The following is a 20,337-nucleotide window of genomic DNA, read 5'->3' as shown; positions in this document are numbered from 1 at the left end:
ATCCGCAAGACCCTTCATAATAAAGGAAAAACAGGAGAAAAATGATCTTCTTCTCTTGCTTTTCAAGGCGAACTTCACACCATATGAAACAGGCAGCGATAGAAACAAAGGGATAAGGGGGAAGCTTATATGAGAACGGTCATTATGATGGGCGTCATCATTACGTTTTTAGTATCCATTTTCACAGCTGGCTACGAAGGCAAGCCTGGTAAATGAAAAAAAGGATGTTCCATTAGCGGAACATCCTTTTTTCATTTAATTCGTTGTTTTTAGCACCTGCATATTCACTGTATTCCCTGATACCTGAATGGACGTAATGTCTTGCGTATCAATCACAGGTGTGACGGCACGACTGTCTAATGTGATGTCAGTAAAACGAGTAGAGAAGTTCGCCCGAATATCTTTCCGGTAGATATCGTCAGTCACTGCAACTGTCGACAGTAATTTCCACTTAGTCACAGAGCCAATGTTTGAGTTTTGAATTTCTGTGATGATACGCCCGGTATAACCAACATTATTTGTCCCCCAGAACGTCGCTCTTGTATGTCCATTCAAGTTTTTAAAAATGGACATTTGCACAGTACTTCCAGGCTTAAATCCTTTTGTATACGTAAAATCATTTTTTCCTTCGATATATGTCTCTTGATTATTTGTTTAGGTTGGACTGTATTGAAGACCGATGTCTGCTTCTTTTGAACCTGTGAATCCAGAATAAATATAAGCTGTCCCATTTGACACACTCATTGCGGGAGGGAGTTGAATCTTTGTGACCAATATTGATCCATTGCTATTGATATAAGTACGCCCGCCGATACCTTTCGATAATTGCGCTGCTTCTATTTCCTGCGTCTGAGAGAGACCTGGGATACTGACTGGAATCGTCCCCATTAAAATAGCAGAGCTAATGGCACTAGTGATCAGTAGCTTTTTCATCTCATTTAATGGATTCATTATTTTTTGAAAACGCGATTACAATCTATCATACTACCTATTTAGTATAAAAAAGTCGTATTTTCCTTCTTTATATTTCTTATCTCATATAAAAAAAGCCGAGATAGGTATCCCGGCTTTCATTATGACCTTAAATCAGATCTCGGTATTGCTGCTGGCGAAGTGCCTCATACACAAGAATTGCTGCCGTATTCGATAGATTCAGAGAACGAACATGCTCTGTCATCGGTAAACGAAGGCAGCGGTCCATATTTCGCTCGATCAAATCTTTCGGCAATCCACTTGTCTCTCTGCCAAAAACGAAGAAGTAGTCTTCATCTAACTGAGAGTAATCAAATGTCGTATGCGGCTTTTGGCCAAATTTTGTGATATAGAAGAATTGTCCCTTCGGATGAGCCTCAAACAATTCATCAAGCGAGTCATGATAGACCACATTGGCATATTTCCAATAATCGAGTCCTGCACGCTTCAGCATTTTGTCATCTGTCGAAAAACCAAGCGGACGAATCAGATGAAGAGTTGTATTTGTTGCTGCACATGTACGCGCAATATTTCCAGTATTAGCTGGAATCTCTGGTTGATATAAAACGACATGAAGTCCCAAAAAAGTTCACCTCTAATTTTCTTTTCCGCTCAACATTATACCATTAACTATCCTTCGCGGCATCGTCCAAAATGTGAAAAAACGTATAACGAATAGCAGGTGTATAGGCGGTCGAATCCTCATACGACCAATAACGCATACGGCTGTCATATGTCTGTGCATTCACAAGAGGCATTCCGCCTTTATCATGATCGACGACAATGGTTGTATGATTATACCTGCCATCTCCCTCAAAATCGTAGCAAATGACATCACCAATTTGAAGCTCCTGCGCTTCTTTGAGTTTCTTTGCTCTTAAACCCGCTTTCGAATTCGCTAAATAATTTTTCATCGAATGAGCCACCGTCCAGCTATAGCTCCACGTATGCGGCCGCACCCACCAGCCAGATCCGCGGTTCGGATACCCTCTCGTTGGTGCATTCCCTGCTTTCAAGCATTGTGAAATAAAATTTGTGCAGTTATCTTCAAAATTTTTATAGGCGGGATTTCGTTTATTCCAGTACGTCTCCGCATATTGCACGGCTGCCCGCCGGTCATAGTGAAAGGCTCTCCCAAACTGTTCTTCGGTCTGAAAGCGCTCATCCACCTGCTCTTCCATTTGCCGTTTTTCTAGCATCATCCGATCTTTGACAAGCATGTCGTTGTAAAGGAACGCTTCTCTTTTTTCTACCTGCTCCTCTAAATAAAAAGAGTCGTCTGCATCCTTGCATACATAAGTGAGATGAGCGAGATACTGCACATGCTGAGCCCCGTCATCCTGAATCGATGAATCAAGAAGTTTTGCTTTGGCTTTCGCCTTGACAATCTCCACCTGTCTTCTAGCAAAAAGCTCTTTTTTCCGTTCGACTGCTTCCACATCAGACATGAGCTGCGGCTGTTTAATTGCACTCCCATTTAATAAATAACCAAGCCTGTCTTCTAATGTTTGCTCTAATAATTGTTTCACACAGACACCACCAAACTTTTTTAAAAATCTCTGTTTGGTTCATTCTATGTTCATAGGGATGTTATTTAGTATTTAAAGGTGTCTGTAAAAACTCAATCCCTTTGACAATTTCTTGTTTCGCTTCCTCATCACTTTCCCGCTCAAGGGCTTTTTCCAACTCTGGGAGCAGCTGCTCGTCGCCAATTTTCCCTATTGCCCAAGCAGCCGTGCCTCGAATAACAGGCCGTGGATCCTTGTGCATCAAATCAATCAACACTGGTAAGGCAGATGTATCTTTAAAGTGAGCAAGTGCCAAAATCGCATTTCGCTGAATCGGCTTTTTCCCCCGCCATGAACCTGAAACATGACCGTATTTTTCCTTAAACTCACGATTACTGATCGTAAGAAGCGGCTTTAAGAGCGGCTTCGCAATTTCAGGGTCCGGCTCCATTTCAGGATGCAAATGAAAGTCTTTTCCTTTATTGATCGGGCAGACGATTTGGCACGTATCACACCCATACAATCGATTTCCTATTTTCGAACGAAATTCGTCAGGTAAAAATCCTTTTGTCTGCGTTAAAAATGAAATACATCGTTGAGAATTCAGCTGTCCTGGATTCACAAGTGCACCAGTTGGGCACGAATCTACACATTTATTGCACGTTCCGCACTGGTCTTCAATTTTTTCATCCGGTTCAAATGGGACATTTGTGATCATTTCAGCCAAATACACATAAGATCCAAACTCTGGCGTGATAATCATACAGTTCTTTGCACTAAAACCTATGCCAGCGCGTTCCGCTACTGCACGATCAGACAGTTCCCCTGTGTCCACCATTGATTTTGTTCGTATATCGACATGTTTGCTTCGCAAGAATTCTTCGAGCATATCGAGCTTTTTTTTCAGCACAACATGATAGTCCGTTCCCCAAGAAGCCCGGCAAAATATCCCTCTTCTTGCATCCTTTGTACTTCGAGGAGCATCTTTCATTTTGGAAGGATACGCGAGCGCTATCGCAACAATTGATTTGGCCTTCGGAAGCAGCAAAGAAGGGTTTGTTCGTTTTTCAATGTCAGGCTCTTCAAAACCTGACAAATACCCTAACGATTCATGTAAGATGAGGCGGTCCTTTAATGAATCAAATGTATCAGCACTTGCAAATCGGATTTTATCGACACCAATTTCTTTCGCATATTGAATCAATTCTTCTTTTAATTCTCCAACATGAATCACCTTGCAAACCTCCTTTCTTTGTTTCTTCTGTTGTTTTCAGTATAATACGAGTGTATCATGACCGATTGGAGTGAGTCACTGTGAAGATACATATGGAAATTTCTCATCCTGACAACCCGTCTATCCATGTTGGACAGATTGAATATTCGCATATTGAAGTTGGTACATCCCCTCAAATGTTAAAAGGCCGACTACGCCTGTTTCAAGAATCTTTATTCTTTGAATACGAAGATAAAGTCTTAGAAGAAGTACCAGCAATCAAAGAATGGACGGATCTTTTAAAAGACGTTCCTTTCCTGCCAATTCTTGCTGATATCCAAAAGGAACAATTTATTGACTCGACCAATTCCGTACAGGATTTGTCGATATTTTTCTCTTTAAAATATTTCTTGCCCATCCTGACATTCGATGCTGATCGCATAGAAGAGCCGTTTTCACTAGCAAAACATGAGACTGGCCACATTGAATGGCAGGACGACGCGGGACTTAAGGGATTATTTTCTCATGCAAGTAAAGCACAAATTTCTCAAGACACAAAAAACATTCTGCAAATCATCCTCTTTCCGCCATCTATTTCCCGGGAAAAGAGTGAAGCACTAATCCAATCCTTGACGAAGATGTTTGTACAAATACATGGTGGAGAAAGTAAATATGAACTTATTGAAAAAGCACTGTAGTTTGACAGTGCTTTTTCACATTATACTGACATAATAAAAAACGCAACACTTCGTTTATCTATGAAACGAAATACTGCGTTATAAACAAAATTATGTATTGGAGCGGGTGATGAGAATCGAACTCACGACATCAGCTTGGAAGGCTGAGGTTTTACCACTAAACTACACCCGCATCAATTTTTAAAAAGCAACGTCATCGCGTTGACTTTTATTATGTTACAACTTTCTTAACAATTCGTCAAGAGAATATGAAGATTTTTCGTCAAAAAACTTCATATTCTCCGTATATATTACGATAGTTATTTATCTAGCTGGATATAAAATAAGTATGCTTGTGACTTATTCTTCAGCGCTTGCTTTGGATTCTTCTCAATCACTTCAAGCATAGGTGAATTCCCGTCTTTCCCCATTGCTGCTGTATATGCAATCAATGCCTTTCCTCCAGAAGAGACTTTGACAGTTTCAGATTGTGCAGAAAAAACATAGTCACTTACTTTGAACGGGAAGCTTGATGTCGCTTTCGTCATTCCCTCATTCTTTTTGTCTGACCAAATACTAAATTGTGATTCATATGTATCTTTCTCATGCTTTAATTGCAAGAGCACATTCATCGTTTGGTCGGTTCCATTCTGATGTAAAGTAAAGGTGGCAGATGATGCTTCCTGATTAGCTAATCGACCATTTTTGTAATGACTCCCGATAAATGTAATACTCTTATCCTTCTTCGTTAATCCTTTTAGTGTCAAAGCCACCATTTCATTAGGGGTTGATGCTTCTAGTAAGTTTTTTTCTTTTTTTGTCAGTTTCATTTGTTCGATGGTTACTTGCTTCTTAGTAGCAGACTCCGTGTTTATTGTAGATACCGTCTTCTCGGTTGTCGTGGTTTCTTCGGCCTTCTCGCCGCATCCTGCTAATAGAAAAACAGTGAATATAAGAACACTCCATTTTTTTAACATTGAGATCCCCTTTGATGTTTTTTCTATTATACTAAAATTTGGTTGATTATACAAAAAAAGATTAGGAGGATTCTCCTAATCTTTTGCTTTTTTCTGCTTCATTGCTGATAAGAAAGCCACAATGAGAAAACTCGCGGCAAAAATCACAATCATATAAATAAAAAAGTTTGGCTTGATCTGAAAAGTAAATGCGGATGAACCTTCCATCTCAAAAGCGAGACTGTTAAATAATAAGGCATCATTCGTTTTTGATTGAAATAAATGATAGAACAATACACCAATTGTCAGCATCGGAAAGCCTAAAAATCCTAGAAAGCCACCAACAATAGCGCCTTGTTTCATCGCCTGTACGTTCATGATCGTTGTCCTCCCATTCCCCCAAGCAATAGCTGCTTCATAATGGATTTACCATCCCCCATAAATGGAAGAAGATAGAGTAATTGAATAAAATACGTGATTGAAAAAATAAAGAAACCTGTCGAAATTGGATTTTCTTTCAGAAATAATACGGTCACAATGATCCCTGCTGCCCCGATCACACCCGGGACAAGCGGCCCAAGCAGAGTAATCCATACTTGCTTTTTCTGAAACGGATCTAATACAGGTCTCACAAATTTCACAGACATCATATCACTCGCAAAAAAGCCTTGAGGACCATCCCGTCCCGCAAATTTCCGATGCACATAGCCGTGTGCTGCCTCATGTAAGGCGGTCCCGGTAATTAATCCAAAATAAATAATAGTAAAATAAATCGCAATGGCTGCAATCGACTGGTCAGGAATGAATAAAAAAGCGATCCCTGCCATGACCATAAAAAGCATCCAGAAAAAGATGATTTTACGCGTCACCATGAGCAAAGCCGTCCCCAAAATGTGCAGGAACGAGTGACCAGTGCAATCAAATCGTTCCTTCATTTTCACTTGATACTGTTTGAAAAATTGACAACAGGCTGTCACAATCCGATATGGTGATTGATAATGAATAGACAGCAAGTGATGCTGATTTAACCCCATTATCAGTTGATAAAAGTCACGAGAAATCACAGACTCATCGACCTGAAACAAATCGGCGAGCTCTGCGGTAATACTCGCTTCTGTCCTTTTGCCATCTACTTTCGTTAACATATGATAGGCACTTTCATTAATCGGGAGTGTGCTTCCATACTGCGTATCAGTGAGATGCCTCTTTTGTAAGGTCACATACGGCGCGAGTGCCGGTACCCGCTCAATCTTTAGCTTATTGTTAAGAAGTTGAATCATGTGAATACCTCCATGAAAAACCTTTGTATATGGCAAAGATGAGCAGACCTTCAAATGCAGCTACAAGCAGCCACTGAAGTGTTTGACTCGACTCCCCTATGACATAGTTTCCAATAAAAACAATCGGAATCATGAGTAAAATAAGTGCTCCAAATGAAAAAATACCTGTGTAGGGATTGTTTCGGTCAAGCGGAAGTAAAATACCTACCACATAAAAAAGCGCAGTGGCATTGCATAAAACAGCAGCCCCAATCAATACGTTCCAAATCTGATCAGGAAGCGTCAGCGTTGTCAGCATGAATAACGCAATTTGCAGTATACCAACAAGCAAAAGCCCGATAAACTTATACAGAGCCACTTCCCACGATCTTAGGCCAAATGTTTTGTACATCCCCAGCATTCGTTTATCATTGCCAAATGAATTGAAGGCGGTTAATCCAGCAAGAGCGCAGAGAACAAAAAACGCTTCTTCTTCAAAGCGGAATCCAAACTGATAACGGACGAATAAGATCACAATGAGGAGAATGAGAAAGTTTAAAATGTTTTCTTCATTTCGCACCTGTGATTTCATTTCCTTTACAATAAGTGACCATTTTTTTGAAGAAGAGAACGGCAGTTTGTTTAAAAAGGTTAACGCTTTTTTCTCTGCCATAATTGGCATCATCGCAAGAGAAAGAAATGCGCCGCCCGCCGATAAAAGGATGAACAGGATCAAGATTGCATAATTTACCCCTTCAGGAGACATTCCTTGAGCCGCTAAGAAAAACGGTGCTGTAAAATACATCAAATGATAATCAAACTGTATATATGATTGCTGAATTTGACTGATATCAAAATGCGTCATTCCATACGCCACAACCAGTGCTAATAAAACAAAGATCGCTGCAAATTTTTGCAACGGTAATTTTAATTTCAGAACGACCAAATAGGTAATATTATAAATGAGTTGCAGAAGCATTAAGACAAAAAGCGATTGCAAAATCACCATTAAAAAGAACGTAAATATAAAGAAAATACCTATTCCCTGAGCAATAAAGTTAGGTAAAAGCAGGATACCGATAAAAAATAACACAAGTCCTGCCACCACTGTCACCATCGGAATAAAGTATCCAAGGCTTTTCTGAAAGGTAGAAAGCGGGAACCAGCTGAGCTGCATAGAAAAACGGTCTTGCTCAGGCGTTCTGACCTTGATCAAAATGAATAACAAGCTTGTAAATATGGATGCATTGATCGCCATTGACACAACGAGTAATCCAAGTGAACGTTCATCTCCATTTAAGAAAGCCTTCATAAAGACACCCGTAAAACTGTATCCGATGATGGCGCCCATTGTGACGGCAAACAAAAAGAATAAGATCACAATGATCCGCTTCGTCTGAGTATCAAAGAGCTTATACATCTCCTGCTGCCACATTTTAAGCATCATTCTAGAAATGATTAATGATTTCATCAAAATGTGCACCCCTATCACTTAACATTGAAGCTTTCAGAAACACCTGTTCCAATGTGCTTGATTGATACTTCTCCTTTAAGGCTGAGACCGTTCCTTCATCCATTTTATTTCCCTTAGAAATAATGGCGATTTTGTGGCACAGCTCTTCCGCTGAAAGCATATCATGCGTTGAAAGCAAGATCGCACCATGGTGCTCGGCATAACGCTTCATCAGTTTCTTTGTGTTTATAACCGCTTCAATATCAAGTCCTCTAAAGGGCTCATCCATGATCACCAATTGACTATCAAGCATAAAGGCGGCAATTAGCTGTGTCTTTTTTTTCATACCATGTGAATAGGTTTCGATCGGTCTTGATAAAGCCGAGTCCATATCAAACAGTTCAATTAGTTGATTTCTTCTATGAATTGTTTTACATTCATACATAGAAGAAACAAAATCTAAATATTCAGCACCAGTCAATGCTTCAGGGAGTAGCAGATCATCTGGAACATAGGCTACTTGTTTTTTAAAGGATGGTTCGTCATTTGTGACGTCCTGCAAGAGAATCGTTCCTTCTGTATGCTTAATGATGCCGAGTATACAGTTAATCATCGTTGTTTTACCGGAACCATTCGGTCCAGCAACAGCAACGATTTGATGAGGGTCGATCTGTAGATGAAAATCATTGACAGCAGTCACGTTATTTTTATACGTCTTAGTTAAATTCTCGATCGTAAACATATAACCTCCAAGTGTCTGCATATTCTTTAAAAACAGATCAGGCTAAACCGCCCGCCACAGACGGTTTAGCCCTGGTGTCATTTCATAGAAGTAAAAAGATGAATCCTAAGTATAGCTACTTACATTCAATTTTGACTTTTAAGCCACTTTCCCACTGAACGGCTCCTGTAAAGCTACCCTTGCCGTTTGCTAAACACCAAACTGCTGCTCCTAGAACAACTGTTGCTCCCAATCCAAGAAGGACAGCAACAAATACTAAGAACCAAGCTTGGTCCATAATAGCAGGTTCCATAGTGGAATAGTCAACTTGCGGCGCTGCATAAGTCATACTTTTCACCTCCCAGCTTATGATGATCGTATCATAGGCGTCACTCTCCAAACATCAACAGAAGATCCCATTTTTGACCGAACATACTTTTGGGTAAAATGTGACTTTTTATTCAATTATTCACTTTTAAGTGTATAACCCCTCTCTTATTAACTAGGTTTTTTCACTCCATAAGAACCACAAAACCCAGATAATGGCAATTAAACCATCTTTTTTCTTCTTTTTTTGAAATAGGCCATTTTTATCATCTCCTTTATATATTCTTTCTTTTTTGTGAGATAGAAAGAATTCCCCCGATATATCAGATATAAAAGTCCCGATTATATGTCGTTATAACTCCATTTATGAAATATTTACTGATAATTCCGACAAAAAAGTGAGCATATTTTCCTTCTTCTCTTGTCACTTAAAATATGTATATACAAGAGAGATCATTGGGAAAAAAGCCCTTGCCTTCTTGAGTAACATCCAACATATGACACGCTCCTTTCTATGAAAAAGCAACCTACAGCATAGGCGTTCCCCATGATTCCACCAGCTGGCATTCTTTGTGCTTCAAATTAGATTAATCGCTTATAGAATTCATCTAAAACGATGGCGAGCATGATCTTTTCAAACAACACTTGAATGATTTGCTGCTTTCTAAAAAAACTGATCCGCACTCTAATGAAACAATCTCTCTTTTCACCAACATATACACCCTTCCAATTGAAATAAAAAAGTCCATCAACTTTATTGATTATTTTTTCAGATTTATCTAAAAAATGATTGACCAGGCATGAAACAAGATTTATAGTCTTATTAAATATTTCTTATCAAAGTAGTTGGTTTTATCTAACAAAAGGAGGATACACACATGCCAGAAGAACGTCCATTCCGTTTAGAAACAAAAGCCATTCACGCAGGTCAGGAGCTTGATTCAGCAACCTGTTCAAGAGCCGTGCCTATTTACCAAACAAGCTCTTTCGGTTTTAGAGATAGTGAGCATGCGGCGAATTTATTTGGACTGCAGGAACCCGGAAATATTTATTCTCGCATTATGAACCCTACAAATGACGTCTTTGAAAAACGGATCGCTGAGCTTGAGGGCGGCATTGGTGCACTTGCTGTCTCTTCTGGACAAGCAGCGACAACTTATTCTATTTTAAACATTGCAGGAGCTGGTGACGAAATTGTATCCTCCAGCAGCCTTTATGGAGGCACGTACAATTTATTTGCCCATACACTCAAAAAGCTCGGCATTACAGTGAAATTTGTTGATTCATCCAACTTGGAAGAACTCGAAGCAGCGATTACAGACAAAACGAAGGCAGTGTATGCAGAAAGCATTGGGAATCCTAAAGGCGACATTCTACACATTGAAGCCGTCTCAGCCATTGCACACAAGCACCATATTCCGCTTATTGTGGACAATACGCTCGCAAGCCCCTATTTATTAAGACCGATCGAGTTTGGTGCAGACATTGTCGTCCATTCCGCTACGAAATTCATTGGCGGTCATGGTACATCAATTGGCGGTGTCATTGTCGATAGCGGCCAGTTTCCTTGGGCTGACAGTGATAAGTTCAAAGGGCTGACTGAACCAGATCCAAGTTACCACGGCCTGACGTATACCGAAGCAATTGGAGAAGCCGCTTATATCACAAAAGCACGTGTACAGCTCTTGCGGGATTTAGGGGCTGCCCTGTCTCCATTTAACTCATTTTTACTTCTGCAAGGCCTAGAAACTTTGCATCTGCGTCTCGAGCGTCATAGTGAAAATGCATTAAAAACAGCGCAATTTTTACAAGATCACCCTCTTGTAGATTGGGTAAGCTACCCAGGTCTTGAAAGCCATGAATCTTATGAGCTTGCTCAAACCTATTTGCCAAAAGGACAAGGTGCCATTCTCACATTCGGTATTAAAGGTGGGCGAGCTGCTGGTAAAAAGCTCATTGATTCCGTTAAGCTTTTCTCACACCTCGCAAATGTGGGCGATTCTAAATCACTGATCATTCATCCTGCCAGCACAACACATCAACAATTAAGTGAAGCAGAACAAAAAGCGACAGGCGTCACACCAGAACTCATTCGTTTATCTGTTGGAACAGAAGCGATTGAAGACATCCTTGCAGATCTTGAACAGGCGATCACAAAAAGCCATGCTGAATGAAATAGAAAAAGCACACCTCTGTGTGCTTTTTTTTATGAGTCATTAATCATTGAGTAGTCGAATGTCTTGGAAAGGATAAAACACAAATGAAGTCGTTCCTTGAATATCACTCTTTGTAAAAAGACCTAAGCCATTGCGGCTGTCCATTGAGTTTTGACGATTGTCACCCATGACAAAATACTTTCCTTTTGGAACGGTAAGAGGACCAAAATCAGGTGTCAGCAAGGTCCCATCTGCGGCTGCTTTCTTTTTGTTTGACGCTAAGTAAGGCTCCGCCACTTTTTGTCCATTGACATATAGCTGGTCATTTTTCATTTCAATTTTATCACCGGGTAAACCAATTAATCGTTTTACATAATGAGTGCTGCGATCTTCCCCATCAAGAACAATGATCTGTCCCCGTTTGTAATCGCCGAAGTAATCAACCGTTTTATTCACAAAAACCCGCTCTGTATTATGCAGTGTTGGATCCATAGAGGTTCCTTTTACAATATACGGTGCGAATAAAAAGTTACGAATGATAAAAACAGCAATGAATGCGATTAAGATGGCTTTGATCCAGCCCCATAATTCTGATTTCTTTTTTTGTGTTTTTGTATTTGTTGTCATAAGCTCCTCCTGAAATCCCCTAGGACGAAATGAGTTCCGCCAGCTGCACGCCAGCATCACGCTTGTATCTTCCTAAATATAAACATATTTTGCCAACAAATCAAGCGATGAGAGAGAAAAAGGCAAGCACCCTTCTGTGCTTGCCCAAAACTCAATTACTTAGCAGAAGAATCCGCTTCTTTTTCTTTTGATTTACCATAGAAATAATCAGATGGATTCACTGGTTTAAAATCAGACAGCTTATGGAATCGAAGAAGATCCCTGTAAAGCACTTTATCTGAAAGGCTTAACTGATTATCGACACGGGCTTTAATCGCCTCTGTCTTTTTATTTTGTTTCACAACTTTACCTGTTTTTGTGTCATAGACAGTGTTATCTACAAGTGTATATTTTGGTGTCACATAGTTTCCGTTACGGAATGCAACAGTTTGATCATGCTTCTTAGAGAATAAATCTGTTCCAAAATTCACATACTCATTTGAATCAATACCTTGTAAGTGAAGAAGCGTAGGCATCACGTCTACTTCACCACCATACGTATGGTTCACGCCGCCTTGTTTGCCAGGAATACGAATCATGAGTGGTACACGCTGGTTTTGTGCATTTTGATAAGGTGTAATTTCTTTCCCTTGAATTTCACTCATTGCACGGTTATGGTTTTCAGAAATACCGTTGTGATCACCATATAATAAAATAACAGAGTCTTTATACATACCTGATTTTTTCAAGTCTTTAAAGAATTGCTCTAATGACTCATCTAGATATCTTGCTGTTTGGAAGTAGTTATCTACTGTTTTGTCACCAGTTGTTGCCTTAGCAATCGTCGCATCTTTTTCATCTAAATTAAATGGATAGTGATTAGTCAGTGTCATTAAATGTGCATAAAATGGCTTTTTCATTGATTCTAGCATCGGGATTGATTCTTTGAAGAATGGTTTATCCTTCAGACCCATATTCACAAGATTTTCTTCATCCATGTTGTAATATGAAGCATCAAAGAATTGATCATATCCCATATGCTTATAAATCGTGTCACGGTTCCAGAAAGATTTATAGTCCCCGTGAAGCACTGCGCTCGTATAGCCTGCTTTTTGATCTAGGATGGCAGGGAGTGATTGGTAAGTATTTTCACCTTTTGTCACAAACGCTGCTCCCTCTGGCAAGCCGAACATACTATTATCCATCATTAGCTCAGCATCAGCTGTCTTTCCTTGACCTGTCTGATGGAAGAAGTTGTCGAAATACGTAAAATCCTCTTTACCATGAGCTAGTTTGTTTAAAAACGGCGTCACTTCTTCTCCATTTAGTTTGTAGTCAATTAAGAAAGACTGGAAGCTTTCTAAATGGATTTTAATGATGTTTTTCCCTTTTGCTTTACCAAAATACTCTGCGTTTGGCTTCGCATAGTGAGAAGCCGTATAGTTTACAACATCCGTTAAATCTTCACTGCTCGCATTTGCTACCTGTGTTGCATTTTGTGCTGATTGTACTCCGTCATAAATCGTATAATTATAAACACCTAAGTATTTGACAACATACTTGTGATCAAATGTTCTTGTTAATAATTCTGGACGGTCCTTTTCAGCTAAATGAAGGTTTACAAAAAACAGTCCTACACCTGCAGCCACAATCAGCAGTGCAAATGTCTTTTTCATTTGGAATTTCTTCACTTCTGGTCTCCAAATCACAATCGCAATCAAGATAATGATATCAAGGAAATACAAAAGGTCATGCGGCTTAATACTAGATAATACACCGCCAGTCATGCCTCCTCCAAGATTGCCTGCTTGCTTCATTGTGGAGAAAGTCAAAAAGTCATCAAAGAAACGGTAGTACGCTACATTCGCATATAAAAGTGCGGTCATAATAAAATCAATAACAATTAAAACAATGGCAGATTTACGACCCTTCAAAAAGAGAGCCAGTCCCAAAAACACAATGGCTGAACTAAATGGATTTAATAAGAGAAGCCCCTCTTGAAAAGAACCTTTCACTCCTAAATTAAAGTCCATTTTGTAGGCAGCGTACGATTTCGCCCAGAATAAAAGGACAGCCAATACAAAAAAGCTATATTTGTTCGCAAATATTTTTTTCATAAAACCTCTTCTTTCTTAGTTATCGTTCTGATTTAAATGAAATCATAAAAAATTTACATTGATTTTGCAACTGTAAATCTTCTTCACCAAGCATTCCGATGCTCTGTTTCCGCCGGATATATGTGCTCCTTTAATATAACGTATGAGAAGCTTCAAAGGTTTCAAAAAAAAATACGAGTAAATAAAAGGAAAAATATCCATTTACACATACTTCATGTTTTAGTGGATGAAGAAGGGTTTGTAAATCACTCAGTACTACTTTACTTTTTTCATCTATTCGTGTCAAAGTAATTATAAAGAAAAGGAAGAATCACCTAGGCCTTTCGACTCTTTCACCTAAATTTATACAAAATTCGATACATAATCCATTTGTTTTTTATTGTGACTCACCCTCCAGCAATCCATGTATTTTCTCTCCCTCTGTCAATCTAAAAAAGTTTTAAGCAAAAAAAGCTTGATTTCTCCTTCTGATGTGCGGTGTGATAAAGATATAGATTTTCAAAAAGCAGGCTGGAGGACATCACATGAAGAATAACAAACAAATAAGCGCATTTAAAGAAAGATTTTCAGAAGAAATAGATCACATCATTGCTGTCACAGGACCTTCAGGAGTAGGCGCAGGAAAAACCGGACAGGAATCTCTTTGGACCGCTTCTATTCCACTGATTGCAAGGAAGGAAAAAGACCTCATCACAACCGAAAACATAAGACTCTGCTGGTTAACAGATGAAGAGGGCTTGCGGGAAAAGCAGGCACAATTACATAAAGAATCAATCGTGACACTTCAGGTCCGAAAAGGTGAAGGTGAGTTCATGCTTGTATCACTCATCGATACAGATACACAGGATCAAGAGCTTCAAGAGATACTAGAAGAAGCTCAAAAACCTGTCTTTTACCATGATGACATGCTGGGCACCTTTGAATTAGTGAAAGGACTAGACTTATTTGAAACAACGATCCAATGGAGCAATCAAGAGTGCCTGATCTACTTCAACCTCGAAGAAGATGAAAAAGTAAACGACTCTCTTCGAACCGCTAGGCAACTCATGGAAGAGCAGACCACATGGAACTCTTCCATTAAATCATTTGCAGCAAATCAACTGATTGAACTAGCTAAAAACTGGCAGGCACAAGATGACTCCGCTGAAAAACAAGAAGAGCTCACACTGGATCAATTTATGAGCCGCATCTCACTCGAAAGCCTGCATGCTTACCCAGATGGAGAGTTTGAAGTCTACTGTCATGACGGTGATTTGTTTTGGGGACATGTCATCATTGTCACAGGCAACATCAATGGCACGTTTCAAGATGCCCACATTGCAGGCTAAAGATTGAGGGATAAGTAATGGGATAAAGGCTTTTCACGAATTAGAACAACTAGGAAAAACACCCGTCGTGGCTAAGATTGGCGGTTTTCGTCCTGATCCAGCAGCATACAGCTGGTTTGCCGGTCATTTCTTCATCCACCCCGATCATGGCTGGCCAGCAGATCAAGATGGTGTCATGATTCCAATCTTACAAATTTATTTACCTGAAGTGCCAGGAGGAATGAACGGGTGCAATGAATGTAAGATGATTCAAATCTTTCTTAATCAGAAAGCACTTCCGATTGATATCACCAAAAACGGCGAAGGCTGGAAGCTCATTGAATACGCAACTATGGAAGGATTAGAAGTAGTTGAGACTCCTGAAGAAGTTCGGGGGCTCAAACCCTTTCAAATTCAATGGAATGAAAGTGAGCAAAAGGACTACCCTTGCTGGGAAAAAGCGTGGTCATATGTTGATTTATCAGAAGTAAATGAAAGTGAGGAAGCGACAGAACACTTCTTTAAGCAATACACAAATTATTCATTCACAAAAATCGATGGATATGGCGCATATATTCAATCCCCACCCCATCATCAACCAGGCGAATTCATGCTGCAAATCGCCTCAGAAGAAAAACCTCGGTTCATGATTGGTGATAACGGCACGATGTATTTCTATTACGACAAAGACACAAAAGAATGATTTATGCACTGAGATTGTTTTTAAAGTTTTATTGAATGAAACCTTGCCTCCTTCTAAGCGTAGGAAAAAATATGGAAGGAGGAAACCAACATGGGATTCATTTTCGAAATCTTTTCACTTGCTGTGTATATCCCTTTTCTACAGGTAGATGAAGAAGATATCTCTAGAAACGCAGCCCATCTCAAAAAATTCAGCTGGTTTCACACGTTATTAAATGATCCAGCTTACAGGCATCTCATCATTTATCATCCAGATGTCAGACAAGTCATTGGCAGATGTAACACGGATAAACTCCATCACAAGTGATACAACTTAAAATGCGAACGTAAAGTGCTGAAAGCATTACGTCGTGCTATGTAAATGTACAAAAAGAGCCGCACTTTCCTGTGGCTCTTTTCATCGTTCTCTAAGAAAACATTTGACGCCTGGACAACTCTCCCCGTATATTATGTATAAATCCATCTTTTTCATAGAAAAGGGGGCTTTACATGCGCTTGTTTAAGTACTGGAGAAAAAAGCAGCCTAAACAGCAGGTCACTTCAGAAAAGCAAGAAGACAGCATCCCAATCAACTTCTCCACACTTCCCTTTGGCACAGACACCGTAGACGATTTTTTGTTCAACTTAGACCTAACCTCGAAGCTAACAGATCCCTATAAAGAAACAGATTCGAACAAATGAACCTAGACCTTCATGAATCCTCATCCAATCCTGGATGATTTTTTTATACTCAATGAAAGGTGTGGCCCATGAAAACATATTATATCGTCAGACATTGCCAAGCAAATGGACAATCCGAGGATGCGTCTTTAACGCCACAAGGCATCGCACAATCTCACGCATTAGCACAGTTCTTTTCCGATATCCACCTCAATCAGATCATCTCAAGTCCTTATAAACGAGCGATCCAAACCACTGAGCCCCTTGCTCATGTGAAACAGCTCGAGGTACAAATTGATCAGCGTCTTTCTGAACGTGTGTTAAGCAGCAAACCAATGGACGATTGGTATGAGAAACTAAAGCTCAGTTTTTCGGACTTACATATGACCTGTGAAGGCGGAGAATCGAGCCAAGAAGCGATGAATCGTATTGTAGAGGCACTCTATGAACAAATAAAATTAGGAAAAGATCATACCTTATTCGCCACACATGGCAATATTATGAGCCTGCTTCTAAAACACGCCGATCCCACGATTGGATTCAAGGAGTGGGATCAGCTAAGCAATCCAGATGTCTATGTTCTGCAATATTTTAGACCAGATCATGTAGAAATAGAGCGAATATGGCATAAGTAAAAAAACGGCAGAATGAATTCTGCCGTTTCCTCATCTATTGATGATAATAAAATGCCTCTACCCACTCATAGGGCTTCTTACGCTCCGCACACCATTTCATAAAGCCTCTTGTCTCCGTCTGCTGAAATTCCTTCCAATCCGATAAAAGCTGGTTATAGTAGACCGAATGTTTTTCAACATTGGTACGAATCCTCTTATCTTCAATCAGTATCATGACATCTTCAATGCCCTGAATTCGCTCTTGATCTTTCTCATAGGTGCTTAAATAAAGATCTTCATGTATATGATGAAACGAATACCATAAGGCCGATAGATAGGTTTCACAAATTTGAACTATCACACGCTGCTCCTTGCTGCCTCCAAGCTCTAGTGCCTTCAATAAGTAAGGCAGCCCTTCTCCCTGATGCACAAACAAGCCTTGCCAGCGATACAATCTCACATCCATTGGATCAACATTCTCCCACTCTTGCAAAACAGGCTGAATCACCTCATTTACCAATGGAAACACAAGCAAATGATGACCATCCTCAAACCGTTCAATCCACTCAAACAGCCAAGCAACAAATACACGCTTTGCTTCAACCTCGTTCTCCTTCATCTCCGCAATAAAGGACTGAAGAACTTTAAGCGCATCTTTACGCAGACCCTGCTCTTTTCTCTCACAGTACTGTCTAAAAAGCGGATAATCTCGTGATCCCTCGTCTTCAATGATGGTCTGTAATATCGTCTTCGTTTGCAAGATAACAACTCCGCCCCTCTAAATTCATTCTATTTATCTCCTATAGCCAATTGTAACGTCCACATGAAACAGTACAAAGATGAGAAGCTCTTATTTATTGAAACAAAACTAGATTCCTTAACGTTGATTCACCCAATCTATATAACGCTTTTGAATCACTTCTTTGATTTTATCGTAGTTCTCCCAACGATCTTCAACATGATACACGCTTTCAGCTGCTGAGAATGTCTCCCCGTAGTCATCTAAACACAAGCCATGTTCAAAATCGAGATAATCCTAGGCGAATTCATTTCCTTCAGCATTTAGCATATTCTATTGGTCCTTCTTATTTCAAGGGAGGCAGCTACACGCTCTGCTTGATAAGAGTGGTATAACGCCTAACTGCTGTTGCAAAATTTTCTAATAAGTTTATATTTTCATCTAAATAACTCGTTTTAACCACAAAAAAACGTTTCACCACAATGGTGAAACGTTAGGTTGACGGTAAAAACCGATCATGAAACTTTTAATAGATACCGGTGGCCGGGGTCGAACCGGCACTCCGTGAGGAACACGATTTTGAGTCGTGCGCGTCTGCCAATTCCGCCACACCGGCATGATCATTAAAGAGCGCAACTTATTATAAAAAAACAATGGTGCCGAGGGCCGGACTTGAACCGGCACGGTAGTCACCTACCGCAGGATTTTAAGTCCTGTGTGTCTGCCAATTCCACCACCCCGGCAGTCTTTTCAAAAAAGGCGACACCCGGATTTGAACCGGGGATAAAGGTTTTGCAGACCTCTGCCTTACCACTTGGCTATGCCGCCATTATTGGAGCGGAAGACGGGATTCGAACCCGCGACCCCCACCTTGGCAAGGTGGTGTTCTACCACTGAACTACTTCCGCAAATTAACTGGGCTAGCTGGATTCGAACCAACGCATGACGGAGTCAAAGTCCGTTGCCTTACCGCTTGGCTATAGCCCAATAATAAAATGGGGCGATTGATGGGAATCGAACCCACGAGTGCCAGAGCCACAATCTGGTGCGTTAACCACTTCGCCACAACCGCCATAGATGTTATGAATCATATTAAGAAAATTGGCAGGGGCAGTAGGAATCGAACCCACACCGGAGGTTTTGGAGACCTCTGTTCTACCTTTAAACTATGCCCCTATGAAAACAAAAATGGTGGAGGGGGGCGGATTCGAACCGCCGAACCCGGAGGGAGCGGATTTACAGTCCGCCGCGTTTAGCCACTTCGCTACCCCTCCACATTTGAAAAACAGTGCCGGCAAGAGGACTTGAACCCCCAACCTACTGATTACAAGTCAGTTGCTCTACCAATTGAGCTACACCGGCAAATAGTGGTGGCTCGGGACGGAATCGAACCGCCGACACACGGATTTTCAGTCCGTTGCTCTACCAACTGAGCTACCGAGCCAAGTATTCTTTTTAAAAATGGCGGTCCGGACGGGACTCGAACCCGCGACCTCCTGCGTGACAGGCAGGCATTCTAACCAACTGAACTACCGGACCATTTTGGTTGCGGGGGCAGGATTTGAACCTGCGACCTTCGGGTTATGAGCCCGACGAGCTACCGAACTGCTCCACCCCGCGACGATATAAAAGATATGGTGGAGGATGACGGGCTCGAACCGCCGACCCTCTGCTTGTAAGGCAGATGCTCTCCCAGCTGAGCTAATCCTCCGAATAAAAATACTGGTGTATATTCTATAAAATGGTGACCCGTACGGGATTCGAACCCGTGTTACCGCCGTGAAAGGGCGGTGTCTTAACCGCTTGACCAACGGGCCCTTTATTATGTAAATTGTGGCGGAGAGCAAGGGATTCGAACCCTTGAGACGGGGTTACCGCCTACACGATTTCCAATCGTGCTCCTTCGGCCACTCGGACAGCTCTCCAAATTGGCTCCGCAGGTAGGATTCGAACCTACGACCGATCGGTTAACAGCCGATAGCTCTACCACTGAGCTACTGCGGAATGAAGAAAGCCTGGCGATGTCCTACTCTCACAGGGGGAGACCCCCAACTACCATCGGCGCTGAAGAGCTTAACTTCCGTGTTCGGTATGGGAACGGGTGTGACCTCTTCGCCATCATCACCAGACAATTTAGTGACAAAAGATATTATACTATGTATTGAAAATAAATCAAGAGATATTTTAAAAATGTTCTCTCAAAACTAGATAACAATGTTCAAACTTCACATTAGAATATAGGTTAAGTCCTCGATCTATTAGTATCTGTCAGCTCCACGTGTCACCACGCTTCCACCTCAGACCTATCAACCTGATCATCTTTCAGGGATCTTACTTCCTTGCGGAATGG

General features: G+C 40.7%; 19 protein-coding genes, 17 tRNA genes, 2 rRNA genes and 1 pseudogene. 7 read left to right on the top strand and 32 right to left on the bottom strand.

Annotated features, from left to right (window positions below; all coding sequences use genetic code 11):
* Positions 1-255: 255 nt before the first annotated feature.
* The 4 genes and pseudogenes from C6348_RS00195 to queG form a co-directional block, all read right to left on the bottom strand.
* Positions 256-933, bottom strand: a pseudogene (locus tag C6348_RS00195) (YrpD family protein).
* A 148-nt stretch (positions 934-1,081) separates the two neighbouring features.
* Entirely contained in the window at positions 1,082-1,555 is a 474-nt protein-coding gene (gene trmL / locus C6348_RS00190; protein WP_003211950.1) for a tRNA (uridine(34)/cytosine(34)/5-carboxymethylaminomethyluridine(34)-2'-O)-methyltransferase TrmL, read from the bottom strand.
* A 43-nt stretch (positions 1,556-1,598) separates the two neighbouring features.
* Complete coding sequence (locus tag C6348_RS00185) at positions 1,599-2,501, bottom strand: amidase domain-containing protein (protein ID WP_060595838.1); 903 nt, start codon at positions 2,499-2,501, stop codon at positions 1,599-1,601.
* A 61-nt stretch (positions 2,502-2,562) separates the two neighbouring features.
* Positions 2,563-3,711: a tRNA epoxyqueuosine(34) reductase QueG gene (gene queG, locus C6348_RS00180; protein ID WP_106029965.1), complete on the bottom strand. Its 1,149-nt coding sequence runs from the start codon at positions 3,709-3,711 to the stop codon at positions 2,563-2,565.
* Positions 3,712-3,794: 83 nt separating this feature from the next.
* On the opposite strand from queG, the gene C6348_RS00175 reads away from it, so the two are divergent.
* Positions 3,795-4,391 (top strand): hypothetical protein, encoded by a 597-nt coding sequence (locus C6348_RS00175; RefSeq protein WP_223251499.1) that lies wholly within the window; start codon positions 3,795-3,797, stop codon positions 4,389-4,391.
* A 98-nt stretch (positions 4,392-4,489) separates the two neighbouring features.
* Here the strand turns inward: C6348_RS00175 and C6348_RS00170 are convergent.
* From C6348_RS00170 to C6348_RS00140, 7 genes are all read right to left on the bottom strand, one after another.
* Positions 4,490-4,563, bottom strand: a tRNA-Gly gene (locus tag C6348_RS00170).
* Positions 4,564-4,690: 127 nt separating this feature from the next.
* Positions 4,691-5,347, bottom strand: coding sequence for a hypothetical protein (locus C6348_RS00165; protein ID WP_106036591.1), 657 nt, complete (start codon positions 5,345-5,347; stop codon positions 4,691-4,693).
* Positions 5,348-5,422: 75 nt separating this feature from the next.
* A complete protein-coding gene (locus C6348_RS00160) occupies positions 5,423-5,704 on the bottom strand; it encodes a hypothetical protein (RefSeq protein WP_060595836.1) in 282 nt (93 codons plus the stop codon).
* Positions 5,701-6,606 carry a PqqD family protein gene (locus C6348_RS00155; RefSeq protein WP_106041382.1) on the bottom strand — a complete coding sequence of 302 codons (906 nt, stop codon included), beginning with the start codon at positions 6,604-6,606 and terminating at the stop codon, positions 5,701-5,703. The genes C6348_RS00160 and C6348_RS00155 overlap by 4 nt, the downstream gene beginning before the upstream one ends.
* Complete coding sequence (locus tag C6348_RS00150) at positions 6,590-8,056, bottom strand: hypothetical protein (RefSeq protein ID WP_060595834.1); 1,467 nt, start codon at positions 8,054-8,056, stop codon at positions 6,590-6,592. The genes C6348_RS00155 and C6348_RS00150 overlap by 17 nt, the downstream gene beginning before the upstream one ends.
* On the bottom strand, positions 8,034-8,780 hold the full coding sequence (locus C6348_RS00145; protein WP_034663820.1) for an ABC transporter ATP-binding protein: 747 nt from the start codon (positions 8,778-8,780) through the stop codon (positions 8,034-8,036). The genes C6348_RS00150 and C6348_RS00145 overlap by 23 nt, the downstream gene beginning before the upstream one ends.
* 115 nt (positions 8,781-8,895) lie before the next feature.
* Complete coding sequence (locus C6348_RS00140) at positions 8,896-9,108, bottom strand: hypothetical protein (protein ID WP_034663822.1); 213 nt, start codon at positions 9,106-9,108, stop codon at positions 8,896-8,898.
* A gap of 856 nt (positions 9,109-9,964) precedes the next feature.
* Here C6348_RS00140 and C6348_RS00135 point away from each other — a divergent pair.
* On the top strand, positions 9,965-11,260 hold the full coding sequence (locus tag C6348_RS00135) for a homocysteine synthase (RefSeq protein WP_106041380.1): 1,296 nt from the start codon (positions 9,965-9,967) through the stop codon (positions 11,258-11,260).
* A gap of 42 nt (positions 11,261-11,302) precedes the next feature.
* On the opposite strand, the gene lepB is transcribed toward C6348_RS00135, so the two are convergent.
* Together lepB and ltaS are read right to left on the bottom strand one after the other, a co-directional pair.
* Positions 11,303-11,869 carry a signal peptidase I gene (lepB, locus tag C6348_RS00130; RefSeq protein WP_106041378.1) on the bottom strand — a complete coding sequence of 189 codons (567 nt, stop codon included), beginning with the start codon at positions 11,867-11,869 and terminating at the stop codon, positions 11,303-11,305.
* A 155-nt stretch (positions 11,870-12,024) separates the two neighbouring features.
* On the bottom strand, positions 12,025-13,965 hold the full coding sequence (ltaS, locus tag C6348_RS00125) for a lipoteichoic acid synthase (protein WP_106041376.1): 1,941 nt from the start codon (positions 13,963-13,965) through the stop codon (positions 12,025-12,027).
* Positions 13,966-14,489: 524 nt separating this feature from the next.
* On the opposite strand from ltaS, the gene C6348_RS00120 reads away from it, so the two are divergent.
* The 5 genes from C6348_RS00120 to C6348_RS00100 all read left to right on the top strand — a co-directional run bounded on the left by C6348_RS00120 (position 14,490) and on the right by C6348_RS00100 (position 17,269).
* Positions 14,490-15,293, top strand: a complete 804-nt coding sequence (locus C6348_RS00120) for a DUF2262 domain-containing protein (RefSeq protein ID WP_106041374.1) — start codon at positions 14,490-14,492, stop codon at positions 15,291-15,293.
* A 22-nt stretch (positions 15,294-15,315) separates the two neighbouring features.
* Positions 15,316-15,975 carry a DUF1963 domain-containing protein gene (locus tag C6348_RS00115; protein WP_106041372.1) on the top strand — a complete coding sequence of 220 codons (660 nt, stop codon included), beginning with the start codon at positions 15,316-15,318 and terminating at the stop codon, positions 15,973-15,975.
* A 90-nt stretch (positions 15,976-16,065) separates the two neighbouring features.
* Positions 16,066-16,281 carry a hypothetical protein gene (locus C6348_RS00110; protein WP_106041370.1) on the top strand — a complete coding sequence of 72 codons (216 nt, stop codon included), beginning with the start codon at positions 16,066-16,068 and terminating at the stop codon, positions 16,279-16,281.
* Positions 16,282-16,463: 182 nt separating this feature from the next.
* Positions 16,464-16,655 carry a hypothetical protein gene (locus tag C6348_RS00105; protein WP_106041368.1) on the top strand — a complete coding sequence of 64 codons (192 nt, stop codon included), beginning with the start codon at positions 16,464-16,466 and terminating at the stop codon, positions 16,653-16,655.
* A 68-nt stretch (positions 16,656-16,723) separates the two neighbouring features.
* On the top strand, positions 16,724-17,269 hold the full coding sequence (locus C6348_RS00100; RefSeq protein WP_106041366.1) for a histidine phosphatase family protein: 546 nt from the start codon (positions 16,724-16,726) through the stop codon (positions 17,267-17,269).
* Positions 17,270-17,303: 34 nt separating this feature from the next.
* Here C6348_RS00100 and C6348_RS00095 read toward each other — a convergent pair whose 3' ends face one another.
* From C6348_RS00095 to C6348_RS00005, 19 genes are all read right to left on the bottom strand, one after another.
* Complete coding sequence (locus C6348_RS00095; protein WP_106041364.1) at positions 17,304-18,008, bottom strand: hypothetical protein; 705 nt, start codon at positions 18,006-18,008, stop codon at positions 17,304-17,306.
* 513 nt (positions 18,009-18,521) lie between these two features.
* Positions 18,522-18,603, bottom strand: a tRNA-Leu gene (locus tag C6348_RS00090).
* A gap of 38 nt (positions 18,604-18,641) precedes the next feature.
* Positions 18,642-18,730, bottom strand: a tRNA-Leu gene (locus C6348_RS00085).
* A 14-nt stretch (positions 18,731-18,744) separates the two neighbouring features.
* Positions 18,745-18,815: transfer RNA gene (locus tag C6348_RS00080), tRNA-Cys, on the bottom strand.
* A gap of 5 nt (positions 18,816-18,820) precedes the next feature.
* A tRNA-Gly gene (locus tag C6348_RS00075) sits at positions 18,821-18,895 on the bottom strand.
* Between the two features lie 7 nt (positions 18,896-18,902).
* Positions 18,903-18,974, bottom strand: a tRNA-Gln gene (locus tag C6348_RS00070).
* A gap of 9 nt (positions 18,975-18,983) precedes the next feature.
* Positions 18,984-19,059 (bottom strand) — tRNA-His (locus C6348_RS00065).
* A gap of 30 nt (positions 19,060-19,089) precedes the next feature.
* Positions 19,090-19,163, bottom strand: a tRNA-Trp gene (locus C6348_RS00060).
* Positions 19,164-19,176: 13 nt separating this feature from the next.
* Positions 19,177-19,261 (bottom strand) — tRNA-Tyr (locus C6348_RS00055).
* A 15-nt stretch (positions 19,262-19,276) separates the two neighbouring features.
* Positions 19,277-19,349, bottom strand: a tRNA-Thr gene (locus C6348_RS00050).
* 6 nt (positions 19,350-19,355) lie between these two features.
* Positions 19,356-19,431 (bottom strand) — tRNA-Phe (locus tag C6348_RS00045).
* An 18-nt stretch (positions 19,432-19,449) separates the two neighbouring features.
* A tRNA-Asp gene (locus C6348_RS00040) sits at positions 19,450-19,526 on the bottom strand.
* Between the two features lie 4 nt (positions 19,527-19,530).
* Positions 19,531-19,607, bottom strand: a tRNA-Met gene (locus tag C6348_RS00035).
* Between the two features lie 15 nt (positions 19,608-19,622).
* Positions 19,623-19,698: transfer RNA gene (locus C6348_RS00030), tRNA-Val, on the bottom strand.
* Between the two features lie 31 nt (positions 19,699-19,729).
* Positions 19,730-19,804, bottom strand: a tRNA-Glu gene (locus C6348_RS00025).
* Between the two features lie 17 nt (positions 19,805-19,821).
* Positions 19,822-19,912, bottom strand: a tRNA-Ser gene (locus C6348_RS00020).
* Positions 19,913-19,916: 4 nt separating this feature from the next.
* Positions 19,917-19,991: transfer RNA gene (locus C6348_RS00015), tRNA-Asn, on the bottom strand.
* Between the two features lie 9 nt (positions 19,992-20,000).
* Positions 20,001-20,116 (bottom strand): 5S ribosomal RNA (gene rrf / locus C6348_RS00010).
* A gap of 109 nt (positions 20,117-20,225) precedes the next feature.
* Positions 20,226-20,337, bottom strand: a 23S ribosomal RNA gene (locus tag C6348_RS00005); the annotation flags it as partial.

This window comes from Bacillus sp. YBWC18, assembly GCF_002998775.1.
Lineage (GTDB): Bacteria > Bacillota > Bacilli > Bacillales > Bacillaceae > Bacillus.
The sequence above is the reverse complement of the archived record's forward strand: the minus strand, read 5'-3'. Positions and strand labels throughout refer to the sequence as shown.